We start from the raw sequence: 16,392 nt of genomic DNA, 5'->3' as shown, positions 1-16,392 counted from the left end.
ATCGATCTGAAAAAGCCGTCAATTGCACGTACGTGCACGCTTCAAACCACCCGCACCTGGCGCGGATTCAGCGCGAGATCGAGCCAGAAGGCATCGCTTTCGAAACGACGAAACACATCCGGCGGCAACACGCTGGTGCGCTCGCGTACAGCGATTTCTTTGCGCACGGCATGCAATCCCGGCGTGCAGGTCGAATTCATCGGCGTGATAGCTGATGTCGTCGAAGTCGTGCTTGCAGGCGGGCTCGCCGATGAAGTCATAGATTGAGGCAATCGCGCGTACCGGATCGCTCGTCGGCGTTTCGTAACGCAGCAACATCAGCTTGGAGGCTTCATCGCCGTAGAAAGCCTCTTTCAAACCGTTGTACGCGCAGCCAGCCATGCCTTCGCCGTTGGCCAACCCTTCGACGCGCGAATACACGGTTCCGCCAGGCACATAGTTGAAGATGGACGAAGGCTGGAAGGCGTTCTTGCGGACCAGCCGTTCGATGCTGTCGATGATCCATGACACGTGCCGTACGCAGGCGATGACCCTGCCTTGCTGGAACAGCTCTTTCAGATGGCGCATCTTGGTGCACCACGCTTGGTGTCGAACACTACCTCGGCGCCGTATTCGGGGCCGTAGTAGTTGTCGAACAGACCCTTGAGCATCCGACGGCGCTGCTCATCGGAGATGAAGACCGAATAGTTGAAAGCGCCCCCGATTGGACCGCTCATCCCCCCATGGAATCGCGGGTTCTGGCTCAAGATCGCTGACAGCAGCGTGGCCCCTGACCTGGGAAGGTCCGAGACAAAGTGAACAGATCGCACATGCATCCCAAAGACATGTAGTCGCGAAGCGCAGCAATGACCGTGCCACCGTCAACAAAAGTGAGATCTACGGCACATATGGCGGCTCAGCGGGGCCGCAAGTAATTGCCATCGACCGGGAGCACTCTTCGAGTCATCTTGTGACCCGGCGCGACATGTGACCAATCGAGCGCCTGCACCTCATGTCCTCGAGCAAACCCCTTTTGACACGGATCTGTTCTTGGGTAACCGGTCTCCGTCATGGGTCGAACGCGGTCCTGCTCTAGCCCCCGATAACAGTCCCTGATCGCCCTGCCCTCATGCCTCACGCAAGGGCTACGGCCGCGAACTCATATTCTTCGGGCCAGGTGCATGGCTGGCTGGCGCGCAGTCCCTAGGGCTGCGTCGTGGCGTGTTCCAATCTTCGAACCTGAGCGGTACGACGATATCGAGCTGCAGACTCTTCACAGTGACTGGATAGAACCTGTTGGGCCAAGAGCATTCGTGCCAGTTGTCGCAGGAGCGTTGGCAGTCGTGTCTCGCGGTTTGCGGATAGGCGCATACCTTTGGATTGGGCAGGCTGGCTTTGTTGCCCTCGGAGAAAAAGGACAGGCGGTAGCCGACCGGATCGCCAATGATCGTGACCCGGTCGCCGCCGGCGTCTTTGACGAATGCGGCAGCCGTGATGGCGGCGGAAAAGGCTTGCGCATTGGTGAGTACGAAGATGCGACCGCCTGGCGCGAGCAAGTCCGACAGCACATGTACGAAATGCCAGGTGTCGATGTATTCGCCACCGCCATCGCCACGCAGGTCGAGTATCACGGCGCAAGGCGGGTTTGCGCGAAGCGTTGCCTCCGCCGCGACGAGAAACGGCACAATCCGGTGGCTACCGACGTCCACGCCACGCGGATCTCGACGCTAGCTATGCGGTAGATGTTCCGCTTACGACAACACGGGCGAGTCGCCCTGGATTCAATGTGCGGTCATGGTTTGATCAATCCACCCTGCATAAAAGCCCACCCGCGCCGCCGCAAAGCGCTGCCCGCATACGCCCATGCGGAATGAACCATCCTGCATTTGCCGCACGACGCGCTCCACTTCGCTGGCTGTCCCATCCAGGCCGTGAGTGACGCCGGCCAGATAGGTGCGACCAGCCACGACGACGGTGACTGGGCCGCCGCTGTCGCCACCCGCTGTGGCGCCGCTGAGGGCCGGGGCGCCGGCACTGCAGTCGAATACGTAACGCAGCCAGGGCCCATCAGCCTGGGTCAGGCGATTCTGTGCGCGCCGCAGTTGAGTGCGATGACTTTCACTATCCGGCGCACCAGTGAGCTCGGTGCCGGTGGCGCCCGCGCCGTAAACCGTGCTCAGCATGCCGGGCTTGGCGTTGCCGCGATCGATCGGCATCGGCGCAACGTCGGTCACGGGCTCGGTGAGTTCTAGCAGGGCAACGTCGTGCATGTTGGCCATCGCCGCCATGTACTGGTGCACAAAGATGTCGGGTTTCGCTGTTTTGACCTGCTTGAACATCTGCTGCCAGGCGATTCGCGCAGCGGGGTAATCAGGGTAAACAACGATGCGGCTCACTGCGCGTCGCCTTCCGTTCACGGTCACGAAATGCTCTTCAGGCATGATTTGCATCATGTGCACTGCATGGGCCGCAGTGATCACCCAGCGTGGGGCAATCAGCGTGCCGTGACCTTCGTCGGGCAGATCGACCAGCGCAGGCATGGTTCGCGGGTCGACGCGGTAACGCGCATCGGGCTGCTCGTGGCGTGTCACGATAGCGTTGGCGCTTGTACTGAGCAGCAACAGTGGAAGAGCGAGACGCAGGATGATCTTCACGTGGTTCCTTCGGTTGGCGTGATTGATTCGTTTGGCGCAACGGTTGGTCATCCGTGGATGGCTTCAGAGACGCCGTGGATGGCTCCGGTCTTGTGCATGCTCAGCTTGGTGTCCTGATCCGCAACATGCGCGGCCGCCACGCCGGGTCTACTTGCTGCAGGCAGCAATCAATGCCACGGCACGCGCGATGTCCTCGTAGGTCGTGGGTGCGCCAACGGATAGGCGCAACGCACCCACGGTGGCAGCACGTCCCGTACAGCGCCGGAACGACTCAATGCTGAAGTTGCCTTCGAGTTTGTCGAAGCAGTGCTCCACGCCCATGGCATCGAGTCCGAATGCTTTCTCGGCCGCCCCGGGATTGCAGAAGCAGCCGCCCCGAATGGCGACGCCGTGTTCTCGCGCCAGCTGCTCGACGTGCTCGTAGCGCAGCACGCTGCCATCGTTCTGCAATACGTTGAAGGCGACGATGCCGCCCCGCTGTTCCATATCCGGAGGGCCATACAGACGCACCAGCGGCGCGCCATTGCTGCGCCGTAGTGTCGCTGCCAGTGCCAGGAAATGTCGCACGAGGGACTGAATATGGGCGCGCAGGCACGGGCGCGGCATGCTGGCGAGAAAGGCGAATCCGGACTCGATGGCGGCGAGGTCGAGGAAGTTGGGAGTTCCGTCCTCGAATCCCCCGTATCCCGGCTTGAGAGCGTGCCGCCCGTGCGCAATGGACACGAACTCCACCGTTCCACCCGAGAACCACGGCCTCCGAAGGCGACCCAGGGCCGACCTTTTCGCTATCAACGCGCCGACACCGGTCGGCAGGCCGAATAGTTTGTAGAACGAACACACGACGAAGTCCGCGGAGTGCTCCCTCAGGCTGAGTGCGCCGGACGGCCCGGCCGCCGCCGCGTCGACCAGAACATCGCATCCGAGTGCCTGGGCCTCTTCGACGAGCGACAGGTCGTGGAGCACGCCGGAAAAGTTGGACTGCTGCGGGAATGCGAACAAGCTCCTGCCTTGTCGTTCGATGCTCGCTCGCAGGTTCGCGGATCCGTGGTCGAGTCGGAGTTGCGCATCCAGCGGCAACACGCTGACGGCTGCCTGTGTGCGCCTGGCAAACTCCCGCATGCCGTTGACGGAATTGTGGTTGTCGGCCGAGAGAATGAGCCCGCGGCGCAGCGAAAACGGATAGCTCTCGGCGACGAGCTTGATGGCTGCCGTCGCATTGGCGGTAAAGCAGACGTCGTAGATGTCCGGATCGGCATCGAAGAAGGCCAACGTCGCGGCGCGGGCGGCCGCTTGCGCGGCGGCGCTGTTGCGTGACGCCAGATGCTCCGAATGGGGATTGCCGAAAATCCCTTGCGCCAGCCGCTCGCCATGCGCTCGTGCCTGCGAGGCACCGTACAGCGCGCTCGCCGCGTAATCGAGATAGGCGATGCCGGCAGCATCCAGGCGCGCGAATTCGCTGGCGCGAAGCGCGGCGAAGTCGAAGGCGTCGGCCGCATCGGTGGATTCCATGGCACGCGTCAGCATCCGCGCCTCCGCGAGCCATGCCCGATCCGCGTCGCACTCGCAACGTTGCCGCCCTGCTCTGCCCCAATCCGGGGAGAGCCGCCGAAGTAATGGCTCAATGCCTCGATCCGTGCACGCTCCGCGGGCGAGGCATTGGGCGGCAGCAGTGGATACAGAACCTCGTCGCGCCAGTCGGCGAGGCCGCCCGGCACGAACACCGCCTGGGTCACGCCGAGCGAGCGCAACATCACCCAGGCCTGGCCTGCATGCGCCCCTTCCTGCGAGTAAAGGACCATGGTCTGGCCGGGCGCAAAGTGCGACTTCGCCAACTGGTCGATCGGCACGTTCTCCGCCGTCGGGATCGGGTCATCGCGAAACTCAGCGGGCGAACGCACATCGATGACGCGGAGTCCGGGCCGGCGATCGCGTATCCACTCCGCAAGCTGGCGCGCACTGACGTGGTCGGAGCCTTCATCGATCGCCCGCGCGATTGAATCCAGATCCAGCCCTCGCGGCTGCGTGCGAAAGAGACTGCCTGCGAAAGGCGCCCCCAAACCCAATGCAAGCGCACTGATGCCCAGCTGTCGCACGAGTTTCATGGTCCTGTCTCCCGCTTTGCGATCCATGTCAGCGCCGAAACGGCGACCACCGTGACCAGCGCCACCATGACTCCGTAAGGCAGGCCCGTGAGGCGTTGGAGTGTCAACGGGCCATACGGCGTCGAGCGATAGAAAGGTTCGATCGCGGGAAAGGCCATGCCGACCAGCAGCACGCCTGCGAACAACCCAAGCATCGTCGCGGCACCTTCGACGCGGCCGCTGGCCAACGCTACGCAGGAGGTGCCCGGGCACAGGCCGCTCAGCACGAAGCCGAGCCCGAAGACCAGTCCGCCGAGGAGTTGCGGAAGCAGATACGTATCGGGCACGTAGAACGCTGCGGAATCAAACATGCCCAGCCGGCCGCCCCAGAAGGCACCGAGCATCGCGGTCAGCATCGCGCTCAGCATGACCTTGAGTACGGTGAAATCCCGCAGATAGAACTGGCCGGCGAGCTTCGGCGGATCGCCCAAACCGGCGCATTCGAGTGCACAGCCGAATGCCACGCCGATACCTCCCGCGACCAGCAGATCGTTCATGGCCAGAGCCTGCGCACGAATGGTGCGGCGAGGAAACCTGCCAGGAACAATGCCGCCATGAAGATCCAGGCACCGACACTCAGCATCGCACCGCCGCTCAATGCGAGGCCGCTGGTGCAACCGCGTGCCAGCGCCGCCCCGATACCCATCAACGTGCCGCCGGCGACTCCGGCGAACAGCTTGCCGGCGGACGGACGGATGGCGTGGACGGACGTCAGTCGCGTTCGCCCTGCCAGTGCCGCCGATGCGGAGGCGCCGATCAGCACACCGATGATTTCAACGACAATCCAGGCAGTCCACGGCGATCCGTCCTGGAGGTAGCTGCGGAAGTAGGCACTATGTGCCGCCGCTTCCGGCGAGACGGTGCCGACGACACCACTGGCCACGCTCGCGAATGCACCGGACGCGCCCAGTCCCTGCCCCGTCAGTGCGAAGCAGGCAAGCAGCAGCAAGCCGAGGCAAACGCCCGTCAGGTGAGGTTCGGCGTAAGGACGGCGCGTGCGCATCGTCAGCGCTCGACCGGCAGATTACGCATCGTCCAATCTTCGAATGAGCCGTCGTACAGCACGGCATCGATCCCCGCGGCACGCGCTGCGAACAACACCGCCGTTCCCTGCTGGCCGATGTGGCAATAGGCAATCACCCGATCGCCCGTCTTCACCCCGGCCTTGCGGAACAAGGCCAGCAGTTCGGCCGGTTTCTTCAGGGTGAGATCGTCGTTGGTGATGTCGGTGTACGGCAGGCTGTGCGCGCCCGGAATGTGGCCGCGGCGGAGGTGACCATCTGCTCCGCTCTCTTCCAGGCCGTCGTAGTACATCGCGGCACGCGCGTCGATCAGCACGTAACCTGGTTTGCGCGCGTGTGTCTGCACAAACGCCGCATCGACGACGGTTGGCTGAAGGTGGAAAGGTGCCAACGTTCCTGGTGTAACTGCGGCGGCCCGGTCAGTAACGGGCCGGCCTTCGCGGCGCCACTTCGGCATGCCGCCATCGAGCAGGTCGGCGCGCGCGCCCAGTCCGGCCGATTGCAACGTGAACCATACTCGCGTCGACGCGGAGACCTGGTCGTTGCCGAAGTACACCACGACGCGGGAACCGTCGGATATGCCCAGGTCCTGCAGTCGCTGGCGCAGTGCCGGTGCCGTCGGCAATTCCAGCGAAAGCTTGCTCGACGTGGCGGCGACGTCGTCAAGATGGACGAAGCGCGCGCCGGGGATATGCATCGCCTTGTCTTGCGACGCTTCGCCAACCTGCAGCAACACGAGGTTGGGGTCGTGCAGGTGACTGGCCAGCCACGCGGTGGATACCCATGGCTCGGTTTGCGTGGCGTCCTGCGCAGCGGCTTGCGCGTGCAGGCAGTACGGTATGGCCGTTGGTCCGACGAGGATCGCGAACGCTATGGCAGCCTTCGCCAGAATCTTGATCTGCATGGTTACTCCCGATGTCGTGTGTGCCGCAGATATAGGGCACGCCCGAGCGCAGCGGGATGGACATGCGACGGAACCGGTCGACGATGCGACGAAACGGCCCTGCTGCGGATGGTTCGTGTGCGCACCGGCGCATGCTTTGCTAACGTGTCACGCATGGATTTTCCCAACGACGACCTGCATGCCCGAGTGCCGCAAAGCGTGATGTCGGACCTGGATGGTTGGGCGCTCTATCAACGCTTCCGCACCTTCACCTGGCCCTGGTTGCTGCGCCGGGGAATCGTGCTGTGGCCGCTGGCAGTCGTTGCCGGTTGCACGTATGGCCTCTGGCATGCGTCGGGCACGGGGGCATGGGGCGACTGGCCCGGACTGGCACTGCGGGCTTGCGCCGCATCGCTGATCACGGTCTCGACTGGCCCCTTCCTCGCGACGCTGATTCGATATCGGCGCTTTCCGGTCACCTTGGAACGCGTGCTGGTGGTCCTGGCGATCCTGCTGGGGCTCTGGCTCGGGGCCGTCGCCCTGAACTGGGTGGGCGCCTATCACGCCCATCTCATGCAGGCCTATGCCGGGCACCACATGCGAATCAACTGGCTAGGCATGGCCGTTTCAAATTTTCTCGGCTCCACCGTCAATGCATCCGTGTTTGCCCTGATCCTGGCTGGCGGCGGTTACGCAACGCTCTACTATCTCGGCGAGCGGCGGCGCATCGCCCAGTTCGCAGCCGCCCGCCAGATCGAGAACCTGCGTGCGGAACGGAATGCGGCTGACATGCGGCTGGCCCTGCTGCAGGCGCAGGTCGAACCGCATTTCCTCTTCAACACGCTGGCATCGGTGCGGTCGCTGATCGCTAGCGAACCCGGGCGCGCAGCGACAACCATCGATGCGCTTGCGGCTTATCTGCGCATCGCCTTGCCACGCATCCGCACGACGGGCATCGAAGAGGCCACGCTCGGTCGGCAGATCGATCTTTGCCTGGGCTATCTCGAGATCATGAAGGTCCGCACGGCTGGCCGCATCGAGGTTCGTGTCGATGCGAGCGACGAGATCCGGGTCATGTCCTTTCCCCCATTGATCCTGCTGACACTGGTGGAGAACGCGATGACCCACGGCATCGAGCCGAAGCCCGGCCCCGGCAATATCGAGATCATCGCCAGCGCCGCGGACGGCTTCCTGAGCGTGCACGTCCAGGACGATGGCCGAGGCTTGCAACCCGGCACCACACCCGGCCTGGGCCTCGCGAATGTTCGCGCCCAGCTTCACGACCGTTTCGGAGCGCGTGCGCGCTTCGAGATCGCATCACGTACCGGAGGCGGGGTGAGTGCCAGCATCCACATTCCGCTCGCGTCCCCATGACCGCACCCATCACGGCCCTTGTCGCCGAAGACGAAGAACCGCAGCGCACGGAGCTGCGCGGCATGCTGGCACGACTGTGGCCGGAACTGGTTGTCATCGCGGAATGCGACAATGGCGCCACCGCGCTCGATGCATGGACATCGAAGAAACCGGACGTCGTCTTCCTCGACATCCGCATGCCGGGACTCAGCGGCCTCGAGGTGGCGCAGCAGGCCGTAAGCCCCGCCCAGGTCGTCTTCATCACCGCGCACGACGAATTCGCGATAAAGGCGTTCGATGCCGGCGCCATCGACTACCTGCTCAAACCGATCCGCGCCGACCGCCTCACCGAAACGGTGGCACGCTTGCGCAGTCGTCAGTCGGCCACGCAGGTCGATCTGACGGCGTTGATCGACAGCCTCGCGGGCCGGTTGAAGCACGTGGAGACGATCAGCTGGATTACCGCCAGCATCGGCGACACCCTTCGGATGATCCACATCGGCGACGTCATTCTTTTCCAGTCCGAGGAAAAGTACACCCGCGTCGCCACCGCCACCGATAGCGCATACATCCGTACGCCGCTGAAGGATCTGATACCCAAGCTCGATCCTGAAGTCTTCTGGAGGGTCCATCGCAACGCCATCGTCCGCGTGTCGGCGATCCGGCAGGTCAAGCCGGACGGGGATGGCCGCCTGGTGGTCTGGCTGCACGGCATTGCCGAGCCGCTTCGCGTGAGCGACGCATTCCGCCACCGCTTTCGCGCCATGTGATGTGGTGTACGGAACAGAGATCGGCCATCGAGAGCCCGGACGTCTCAATGGCTTGGCCTGCAAGCACTGCGGCCAAACGAGTAACAGGTCCACGGCCCTGAGCCGCTCCGGACAACACGCTACTCGCGACAACATGGGCTAACCGTTGGGATGGCCGCTGTTGCTGAATCTCATGATGCTGTTTGCGCCAGTCCGCGTATGACCAACACGCATGGCTTTGCTTCAAACAGCGTAAGAGTGATGCTTCCGCCGCCGCCGCGGCGTGGGCGGCGGCGGCGCAAAGAACTCTGGAGTTGATCAGTCAGGGAAACACTGGTGTCCATGAGGACCCGGATGACTACCTGGCGGACAGATCAGTCCCGTCCTTGCATCTTCGACACAGCCGTTCAACGCAGCAAGCATCAGGACGCAAAGAACGAGCAGCATACTTTGCTTCAAAGTTTTCATAATTAGTCCTCCTTCTTTCGTTGATAGCCAACCGCTCCGTTACGCGAACGGCATGCCTACAAAACGCGACTAATTAGCGCAGGCCGACCGCCGTCATGTTGCTGAGTAGCTGACTGTTCAGCGTAGAGCCCAAAATTCAAACGTTGCAGCCTGCCCAATGGCAGCGGCGCGGGATCAAGCTGCACCAGCAAACAACCGCAGCACCTCCCGCCACATATCGGAAGGGCACTCGGTTCGACGTTCGTCTCACTCCAAGGCGACGTTAGTGAACATCTGATTTCGGGAAGACTGTTGGGAACGTCCTCGCCAAATTTCAACCTACGCGCTCGCCCGACATCTCATCGGACGGTACGACGTAGCCTCAGAACTTCCAGTCGAGGCTGATGCGCGCGGCCTGGTCAGAAGCACGATGCCCGAACTGTCCCTGATAGCTGGCGTCCGCCGATACCGTAGGCGTGATCGTGAAACTGATGCCGCCGCTGATGGCCGCTGCATCCTGCGCCACCGGCAGCCCGGCGATCTCGAAGCTGTCGCCACCGCCGGCGAAGCGCTCGGTAGTGGTGGGCAGCGTGTCGCCCCACGCTCTCTGCCAACCCAGGCTGGCGTGCGCATGCAAACCGTGGTTGGGCGCACCCAGGTCGAAGGTGGCGCGCAGACCCAGCGTGGCGTAACCCACGCCGCTGTCCTGCGATGCCACGTCGAGCGCGGCCGGCGTGCCGCTTTCGCCAAATGCCGGCGTGTGCAGGTTGTCATAGGCCAGGTTCGCGAACGGCGCCAGCATGGCGTTGCCAAACGCGATCGGCCAGCTCGCATCGACATAACCCTGCGCGGCATGGGCGTGGTAATCGCTTTGCGCCGTTCCCGCGAACGATCCGAAGCCGATGAAGCGGTTCGTGTCGACGTGTTGCAGGCCGTAGATCGCACCGCCCTGCCATTGCAGCGGGCCGGTTTGTGCCATGCCATAGATGCCGATGTGCTGGTCGAGTACATGCGAGGACGAGCCCAGCGTGGCGATGCGCGTCGTGCCCTGGCCGGAGCCGATGATCGCGCCCAACCTCGCATCGTCACCCACCGGCAGATCGGCGCCCACCAGCATGCCGCTGCCATTCGCGCTGAAGCTGGATGCATTGCCGTCACCGTCATGGCTGCCCCAATGGCCCCACACCGAGGTCCACGCGGTGACGCCATGATCGTCGGTGACATTCAGCCCGTTGGCGTTGTTGGTCATCCCGGCGAGGTGTTGGCCGATCGCATCGCGCACGTAGCGATCGTCGTCCTGGATCGCCGTGCGCGTGGAAGCGTGGATTTCGCCGCTCAACTGGTCGAAGGCGCGACGTGCGGCGGGCGCGTCCAGCACCACCAGCGCACTGTAGGCTGCGTTGGCGAAACCCAGCATGTCTGCCGCTGTCGCGACTGCTCGCTGGTTGGGTGTCTGCGCCACGGTGCTGAAGTTGATGTCATTGCGCTGCAGCGACAGCGTCACCGTAGTCGTGCCGTAGGCCAGCATGGGTGTCAGGAACGGCAGGCTGCTGCTTGCCGAGGCGAATTGTCCGTTGATACCGCCCGCAGCGGTGAGCACGGTATAGCTGGTACGCGACATCCAGGTGCCGGCATCAGCGAGCACCAACGCCGTGCCTGCCAGGTTGGCCGTGCCGCCGACGCTCAGCAGAGTGGCCTGGCCGGCGGGCGTGGCTTCCACTTCGAACACGCCGTCGGGCGCCTGGGTGTAGTTGCCCCGAACCGTCAACGTGCCGATCGAGCCGCCTGCCCACAGGGTGCCGTCGTTGGTGACGTTGCCGCCGATCGTGCCGTGGCCACGCAAGGTACCGCCGCTTGCTACCGTAACGTTGCCGCCAAGCGTTGCCAACGGCGTGCCGGCATCGCCGACTTCCAGCATGCCGGCCTGCACCGTGGTGGTGCCGGCGAAGCCGCTGCTGTTGCCGTCCAGGATGAGCGCACCGGCACCCTGCACCACCGTGCCGCTGCCGGAAATCGCACCCGTGAATTCGAACGCGTCGCTACGGAAAAACGCGAGCACGCCATGGACGCCGATGGTGACGTTGCCTGCGATGGAGCCTGTGGTGCCGTTGTTGCCGATCTGCAACGTGCCTTGATTGACCGTGGTGCCACCAGCGTAGGTGCCGGTGCCAGCAAGTACCAGATAACCTGCGCCATCCTTGATCAATGCACCCGATCCGTCGATGTTGCCCGACACAGTGAGGTTGCCGACGGTGTCGAACAAGCCGCCGCCTGCCAAGGTGATGTTGCGCGCCGTGTTGAACGAGGCCGTGTTCGCCAGCGTGCCGCCGTTGAAGGCGAGACTGCCCGACGAGTCGCCCAGATTGGCATCGCTAGACACCGACAGCGTGCCACCGGAGATCGTGGTGCCGCCAAGATACGTGTTGCTGCCCCCGAGGGTCTCGGTCCCGCCGGCCAGCGTGATGCCACCGTTGCCCGTGATGGTGCCGCCGAAATTGCCGGCTGCATTCGTCAGCGTCAACACCTGGCCGCCGAGGCTCACCGTGCCGTTGCCGTCGAGTGAAACGATCGACGCGCCGTTGCTGGTGCCCGTGATATCGAAGATGGCGCCGCTGGCGACATTGACGTCAGACGAATGGGCCAGTGCGCCGCTGCCCGACAACGCCAGCGTGCCGCCATCGATCACGGTGGCGCCGGTATAGAGATTGGAGCCGGACAGCGTTTCGTTGCCGCTGGCGAGCGTGAGCCTGCCGGTGCCTGAGATCGTGCCGGCAAAGTTGCCGCTGGCCTGGGTCAGCGTGAGCGTCTGGTTGCCGAGATTGACGACGCCACTGCCGTCGAGCGACACGATGGACGCACCGCTCTGGGTATTGCCGATATCGAAGGTGGCGCCGGTGGCGATACTCACGTCTGCGGAATGGGAAATGTTCCCGCTGCCCGACAGGGAAAGGGTACCGGCGCTGATGGTGGTGTCTCCGGCGTAGGTATCGGCACCGGTGAGCGACAGCACGCCTGCGCCGCTTTTCGCCAGGCCACCACTACCCGTCAATGCCTGCGCTACCGTGAACACATTGGCGGCATTGTCGATATCAAAGCCGCCACCTGGATTGCCCCAGACCATGCTGCGCGCCGTCTGGTCGAAGGTGGTGCCGGTGACCTCCAGCGTACCGCCTTCGAAATCCAGCGGATTGGTGCTCGCGCCGAGGTTGGCATCGGAGGACACCGACAGAGTGCCGCCACTCAGTATGGTCGTGCCCGTGTAGCTATTGACGCCATTGAGCACCAGCGTTCCGCCATCGGTCTTGTTCAGGCCGTTGACGCCGTCCAGTACGTTGTCGATGGTGGCGGTGTCGCCGCTGCTCACGCGAAGGACCGGCGCTGCGCCGCCCTGCCCCACCAGATCGATGGCGCCGCCCGTCAGGTGGTAGCCGTCACTGACGAACTGCATGCCGGTGGCGCCGACCGTGCCGTTGGTGTCGTCCACGGTGACCGTGCCGGATGCGCCACCGAAGATCGCAAAACCCGGCTGTGGCGACATCGGGCCGATATACTGGCCGGTGGTGTCGGACCAGGTGTTGGAAGACAACGACCACGTACCGCTGCCGCCGCCCAGCTGGGTCGGGCTGGCCAATCCGTTCGCATCCCACTCGTTCAGTGTGACGCCAAGCGTGTCGACCAGGTTGATCTGCTTGCTGACGGTGAGTATCTGCAACGTCATGCCGCTCGGCGGCGCAAAGCCGCCGCCGGTGATGCTCAACGAGCCGCCCCATTCAAAGAGGTTGTACAAGCCCGGCCCCATGCTGCCGAGATTGTTGACGTTGAGCGTGGAACTGCCGATCGACAGATTGCCGTTCACCATGACGTGATCGCTCTGGCCGGGCGTGCTGAAGTTGGGGCCGGGCGAGCCGAAGTCGAAGTTCAGCAGCGAGCCGGCGCCAATGGTGAAATCGCCGTTGACGGTCAACGTGCCCGCGGCGAGCGCACTGCCCGGCGTGAGCGAGGCGCCATTGGCAAGCATGACGCTGCCCTGCACGATGCCGTAACCGCCAAGCGTGCCTCCGTTGACGCTGACATCGCCGCCCACGGTAGCCGTGCTGTGCGAGCTGTCGCCGATGAGCAGCGTGGAACCGGATGCCACCGTGGTGAGACCGTTGGCGGTGTTGACGCCATTGAGGGTCAGCGTGCCGGAACCGCTCGTGGTCAGCGTACCGGTACCGGAGATCGCGCCGTCATAGATGCCGCTGCCGGTCTGGTTGAACACCAGTGCCGCGTCATTGACGATGTTGCCTTGCAGGCTGTTCGCATCGCCTTGCAGCGTGCCGGCGCTGATTGTCGTGCCGCCGCTGTAACTGTTGCCTCCGGCCAGTGTCAGCGTGCCGGTGCCGGTCTTGGTCAACGTGCCGCTGCCAGAGACTGTGCCGACATAAGTGCCATTGGCGGCCTGGTTGAATACCAGTGCGGCGTTGTCGGTGATGTCTCCCTGCAGGCTGTTTGTATCGCCTTGCAAGGTGCCTGCACTGACTGTCGTGCCGCCGATGTAACTGTTGCTGCCGTTGAGTGTCAGCGTGCCCGTACCCGTCTTGATCAACGTACCGTTGCCGCTGATATTGCCCGACACCGTCAGGTCGGCATCCGTCTGCAACGTTCCGGTGCCGACCAGGCTGATGTTGCGGGTGGTCACAAACACACCGTCGTTCTCCAGCGTGCCCCCGTTGAAAGCCAGCACAGCGGTACTCTGTCCCAGGTTGGCATCGGCCGAGACGACGAGCGTACCGCCGTTGAGTGTCGTCGCCCCGAGATAGGCGTTGGCACCAGAGAACGTCTGAATGCCGCCATTGAGCGTGACGCCGCCCGTGCCGGAGATCGCTCCGCTGAAATCGTCGTTCGCGGCGTTGTCGATCACCAGCGTATGCGTGCCCAGCGTCACCGTGCCGTTGCCGGAAATACCGGCGACGGTAGCCGTCGCGCCACTGGTACCGCTGACATCGAGTGCGCCGCCATCGGCAACCTCAGCACCTTGAAGGTTCCCGTTGCCCGTCAGCAACACCGAACCCTGATTGATGGTGAACGCCCCGCTGAACGTGGACAGGTCACCCGAAAGCGTGAGCGGGCCCGCGCCGTCCTTGATGACCTGACCCGTGCCGCTCACCGAGCCGGCGAAGCTGCCCGCGGCAGCCTGGTTGAAGTCCACCACGGGCGTTCCGATGCCATTGCTCGCGAACGTCAGGTTGCCTTCGAAGGCGCTGGCGCTGCCGGTCAGCACGCCCTGCTGGACGGTCCAGTCGGTGCCTGCGTTGCCTGTGCCGGTCAACGTCCAATTGCTGTTGCCGGTCTTGGTGTTGCTGGCAAAGCCATTGATCAGTGCAGCATCGAGGGAACCGTTGACGTCGCCCGCCAGCGTAAAGATGTCGCCGCCGCCGGTGCTGCCGCTGATGCTCTGGATGTTGCCGGTAAACGAGGCACCCGACAGGACCACCAGCTGGTTCCCGCCGCCGGAGAACAGCAGCGAGTCCGCCTGCATGCTGCCGTTGCTGCCGCCGGCAATGCTGCCGTCGGTGACAACCGTGACTCCACCCCAGCCGCGCACGCCGACACCCGGCGTACCGTCCTGTGCGCTCGGTATAGCGGAGGCAGTGTTGGCGTTGCCGCCGATGATCGTGCCCGCGTTCTCCAGCGACGAACCCACGCCCACGAGGTTGACGCCCGCGCCGCCGCTGCCGTAGCCGCCTGGCAGGTTCCCGCCATCCTGGTAAATCCCGGCGTTGCCCCCCAGGCCGCCGATGATCGTACCGGTGCTGTTGTTGGTAATCGCAGCACCGACGCCAAGTACCAGCAGGCCATCGCCGCCACCGCCGCCACTGCCGGCATACCCGCCATTGCCTCCGGCCCCGCCAGCGCCGCCAAGCAACCTGCCGTTGTTGATGAGGGATACGCCACCCGCACCCGCGGCAATGACCGCACCCGCGCCGCCGCCGCCACCGCCGCCGGGGTCGCCATTCGTGGCATTGCCGTTCGAAGCCGAGGCGGTCGCATCACCACCCCTGCCGCCCGCGCCACCGGCGATGGTCGTGGTAGTCCCCACAATGGGGGACGAATTGCCGTCGTTGATGTAAACGCCAGCCCCGCCACCGCCACCGCCGCCGCCTACGATGCTTGATCCGGACTCCGCCTGACCGGCGCCGCCGGTACCACCGGTGACGGACGAAACGACGCCCGGCGAACCGATCGCCCCTGCGCTGCCGCCCGCTCCACCGGTCGCAGTGATATTGACCGAACCTACGTCAAAGACCCCATCCGCGCCATTGCCACCCGTGCCGTTGGTGGCGGTGCTTCCCGCGCTTTCGCTGGTGTTGGGATTCCACACGATCGCGTCGCCGCCGGTGCCGTTGCCGGCGCCGCCATCCGGACTGCGGCCGGGGCGTCCGCCAATGCCACCCGACGCGCCGCAACCCGACGGGTCGCTCGACGTACAGGTCTGACTCCATGCCGGCGCGGTCACGCAAGCCAACGTCATGGTGGCGATTGCCAGCGCAAGCGGACGGCGGCGCAGGACGCGTGTTGCGGATGCGCCCGAAGACGAACCTTTCGTTCGCGTCAGCTCGGACGTCACCTGCACGACGGCCAGCGCCCGATTCCATATGAGTCGATACACACGGTTCATTCGATTTTCCCTGTCATGCGCCGCATCGCACGGCCGGCATGTAATAGCTATTGAGATTCGCGGCCGTTCAACGCCGCCGAAAGAGCCCTTCGCGCGAAAGGCCTTCGCGCACCAACGTTCACTGGAACATGCGCATGCCCCGCCTGTGCGCACTCACGCCGACGCGCTAATCGTGATCCATGCCGGACATAGCATCAACCACGATCCAGAAGGCGTCGTTTTCGAAGCACCGGAAGATATCCGGGGGCAATACCGTCGTGCGTTCTTGCCCTTGCACTCTTCCGCCAATCGTGTGAAAGCGGCGCCACCGCGGTCCATCGTTTTGAAGTATCGGCAAACGCGTCCGCGATATTGAAGAGGCGCCGGACGGCTCGCTCTGGATGCTGGAAGATGCCGAACCCGGCGGCCTGCCACCTCACACCGGAATAATTCGGCGAATCAGCCGCCGCTTCGGGCACGCAATTGAAAAGAATCATCACACCGGGACGGCATTCGGAGCGCTA

Annotated in this window: 12 protein-coding genes; 2 read left to right on the top strand and 10 right to left on the bottom strand. The window is 64.0% G+C overall.

The features are described 5' to 3' along the window. Window positions 1–18: 18 nt before the first annotated feature. The 9 genes from IHE49_RS09950 to IHE49_RS09915 all read right to left on the bottom strand — a co-directional run bounded on the left by IHE49_RS09950 (window position 19) and on the right by IHE49_RS09915 (window position 6,700). A complete protein-coding gene (locus IHE49_RS09950) occupies window positions 19–567 on the bottom strand; it encodes a hypothetical protein (RefSeq protein WP_225578336.1) in 549 nt (182 codons plus the stop codon). Next, window positions 555–716 carry a hypothetical protein gene (locus IHE49_RS18440; RefSeq protein ID WP_225578335.1) on the bottom strand — a complete coding sequence of 54 codons (162 nt, stop codon included), beginning with the start codon at window positions 714–716 and terminating at the stop codon, window positions 555–557. Before IHE49_RS18440 ends, IHE49_RS09950 begins: the two co-directional genes overlap by 13 nt. 408 nt (window positions 717–1,124) lie before the next feature. Beyond that, window positions 1,125–1,688 (bottom strand): hypothetical protein, encoded by a 564-nt coding sequence (locus tag IHE49_RS09945; RefSeq protein WP_192157399.1) that lies wholly within the window; start codon window positions 1,686–1,688, stop codon window positions 1,125–1,127. Between the two features lie 72 nt (window positions 1,689–1,760). Continuing rightward, complete coding sequence (locus tag IHE49_RS09940) at window positions 1,761–2,633, bottom strand: trypsin-like serine protease (protein WP_192157397.1); 873 nt, start codon at window positions 2,631–2,633, stop codon at window positions 1,761–1,763. A 147-nt stretch (window positions 2,634–2,780) separates the two neighbouring features. After that, window positions 2,781–4,157, bottom strand: coding sequence for an aminotransferase class V-fold PLP-dependent enzyme (locus tag IHE49_RS09935; protein WP_192157395.1), 1,377 nt, complete (start codon window positions 4,155–4,157; stop codon window positions 2,781–2,783). Continuing rightward, window positions 4,151–4,735, bottom strand: coding sequence for a rhodanese-like domain-containing protein (locus IHE49_RS09930; protein ID WP_192157393.1), 585 nt, complete (start codon window positions 4,733–4,735; stop codon window positions 4,151–4,153). Before IHE49_RS09930 ends, IHE49_RS09935 begins: the two co-directional genes overlap by 7 nt. Continuing rightward, window positions 4,732–5,271 (bottom strand): YeeE/YedE thiosulfate transporter family protein, encoded by a 540-nt coding sequence (locus tag IHE49_RS09925; RefSeq protein ID WP_192157391.1) that lies wholly within the window; start codon window positions 5,269–5,271, stop codon window positions 4,732–4,734. Before IHE49_RS09925 ends, IHE49_RS09930 begins: the two co-directional genes overlap by 4 nt. Then, entirely contained in the window at window positions 5,268–5,777 is a 510-nt protein-coding gene (locus IHE49_RS09920; RefSeq protein ID WP_192157389.1) for a YeeE/YedE thiosulfate transporter family protein, read from the bottom strand. Before IHE49_RS09920 ends, IHE49_RS09925 begins: the two co-directional genes overlap by 4 nt. A 2-nt stretch (window positions 5,778–5,779) precedes the next feature. Continuing rightward, complete coding sequence (locus IHE49_RS09915) at window positions 5,780–6,700, bottom strand: rhodanese-like domain-containing protein (RefSeq protein WP_192157387.1); 921 nt, start codon at window positions 6,698–6,700, stop codon at window positions 5,780–5,782. A gap of 153 nt (window positions 6,701–6,853) precedes the next feature. On the opposite strand from IHE49_RS09915, the gene IHE49_RS09910 reads away from it, so the two are divergent. Next, a complete protein-coding gene (locus tag IHE49_RS09910; protein WP_192157385.1) occupies window positions 6,854–8,053 on the top strand; it encodes a histidine kinase in 1,200 nt (399 codons plus the stop codon). Beyond that, a complete protein-coding gene (locus tag IHE49_RS09905; RefSeq protein ID WP_192157383.1) occupies window positions 8,050–8,802 on the top strand; it encodes a LytTR family DNA-binding domain-containing protein in 753 nt (250 codons plus the stop codon). Before IHE49_RS09910 ends, IHE49_RS09905 begins: the two co-directional genes overlap by 4 nt. 808 nt (window positions 8,803–9,610) lie before the next feature. Here the strand turns inward: IHE49_RS09905 and IHE49_RS09900 are convergent. Next, a complete protein-coding gene (locus IHE49_RS09900; protein WP_192157381.1) occupies window positions 9,611–15,889 on the bottom strand; it encodes an autotransporter-associated beta strand repeat-containing protein in 6,279 nt (2,092 codons plus the stop codon). Window positions 15,890–16,392: the final 503 nt, after the last annotated feature.

Source organism: Rhodanobacter sp. 7MK24, assembly GCF_014842995.1.
Classification (GTDB): Bacteria; Pseudomonadota; Gammaproteobacteria; order Xanthomonadales; family Rhodanobacteraceae; genus Rhodanobacter_A.
The sequence above is the reverse complement of the archived record's forward strand: the minus strand, read 5'-3'. Positions and strand labels throughout refer to the sequence as shown.

What these genes read in the sequence shown, in the direction of transcription:
- IHE49_RS09915 (WP_192157387.1), bottom strand. Translation starts at nt 6,700, where the DNA reads ATGCAGATCAAGATTCTGGCGAAGGCTGCCATAGCGTTCGCGATCCTC.
- IHE49_RS09920 (WP_192157389.1), bottom strand. Translation starts at nt 5,777, where the DNA reads ATGCGCACGCGCCGTCCTTACGCCGAACCTCACCTGACGGGCGTTTGC.
- IHE49_RS09925 (WP_192157391.1), bottom strand. Translation starts at nt 5,271, where the DNA reads ATGAACGATCTGCTGGTCGCGGGAGGTATCGGCGTGGCATTCGGCTGT.
- IHE49_RS09910 (WP_192157385.1), top strand. Translation starts at nt 6,854, where the DNA reads ATGGATTTTCCCAACGACGACCTGCATGCCCGAGTGCCGCAAAGCGTG.
- IHE49_RS09930 (WP_192157393.1), bottom strand. Translation starts at nt 4,735, where the DNA reads ATGAAACTCGTGCGACAGCTGGGCATCAGTGCGCTTGCATTGGGTTTG.
- IHE49_RS09935 (WP_192157395.1), bottom strand. Translation starts at nt 4,157, where the DNA reads ATGCTGACGCGTGCCATGGAATCCACCGATGCGGCCGACGCCTTCGAC.
- IHE49_RS09950 (WP_225578336.1), bottom strand. Translation starts at nt 567, where the DNA reads ATGCGCCATCTGAAAGAGCTGTTCCAGCAAGGCAGGGTCATCGCCTGC.
- IHE49_RS09905 (WP_192157383.1), top strand. Translation starts at nt 8,050, where the DNA reads ATGACCGCACCCATCACGGCCCTTGTCGCCGAAGACGAAGAACCGCAG.
- IHE49_RS18440 (WP_225578335.1), bottom strand. Translation starts at nt 716, where the DNA reads ATGAGCGGTCCAATCGGGGGCGCTTTCAACTATTCGGTCTTCATCTCC.
- IHE49_RS09900 (WP_192157381.1), bottom strand. Translation starts at nt 15,889, where the DNA reads ATGAACCGTGTGTATCGACTCATATGGAATCGGGCGCTGGCCGTCGTG.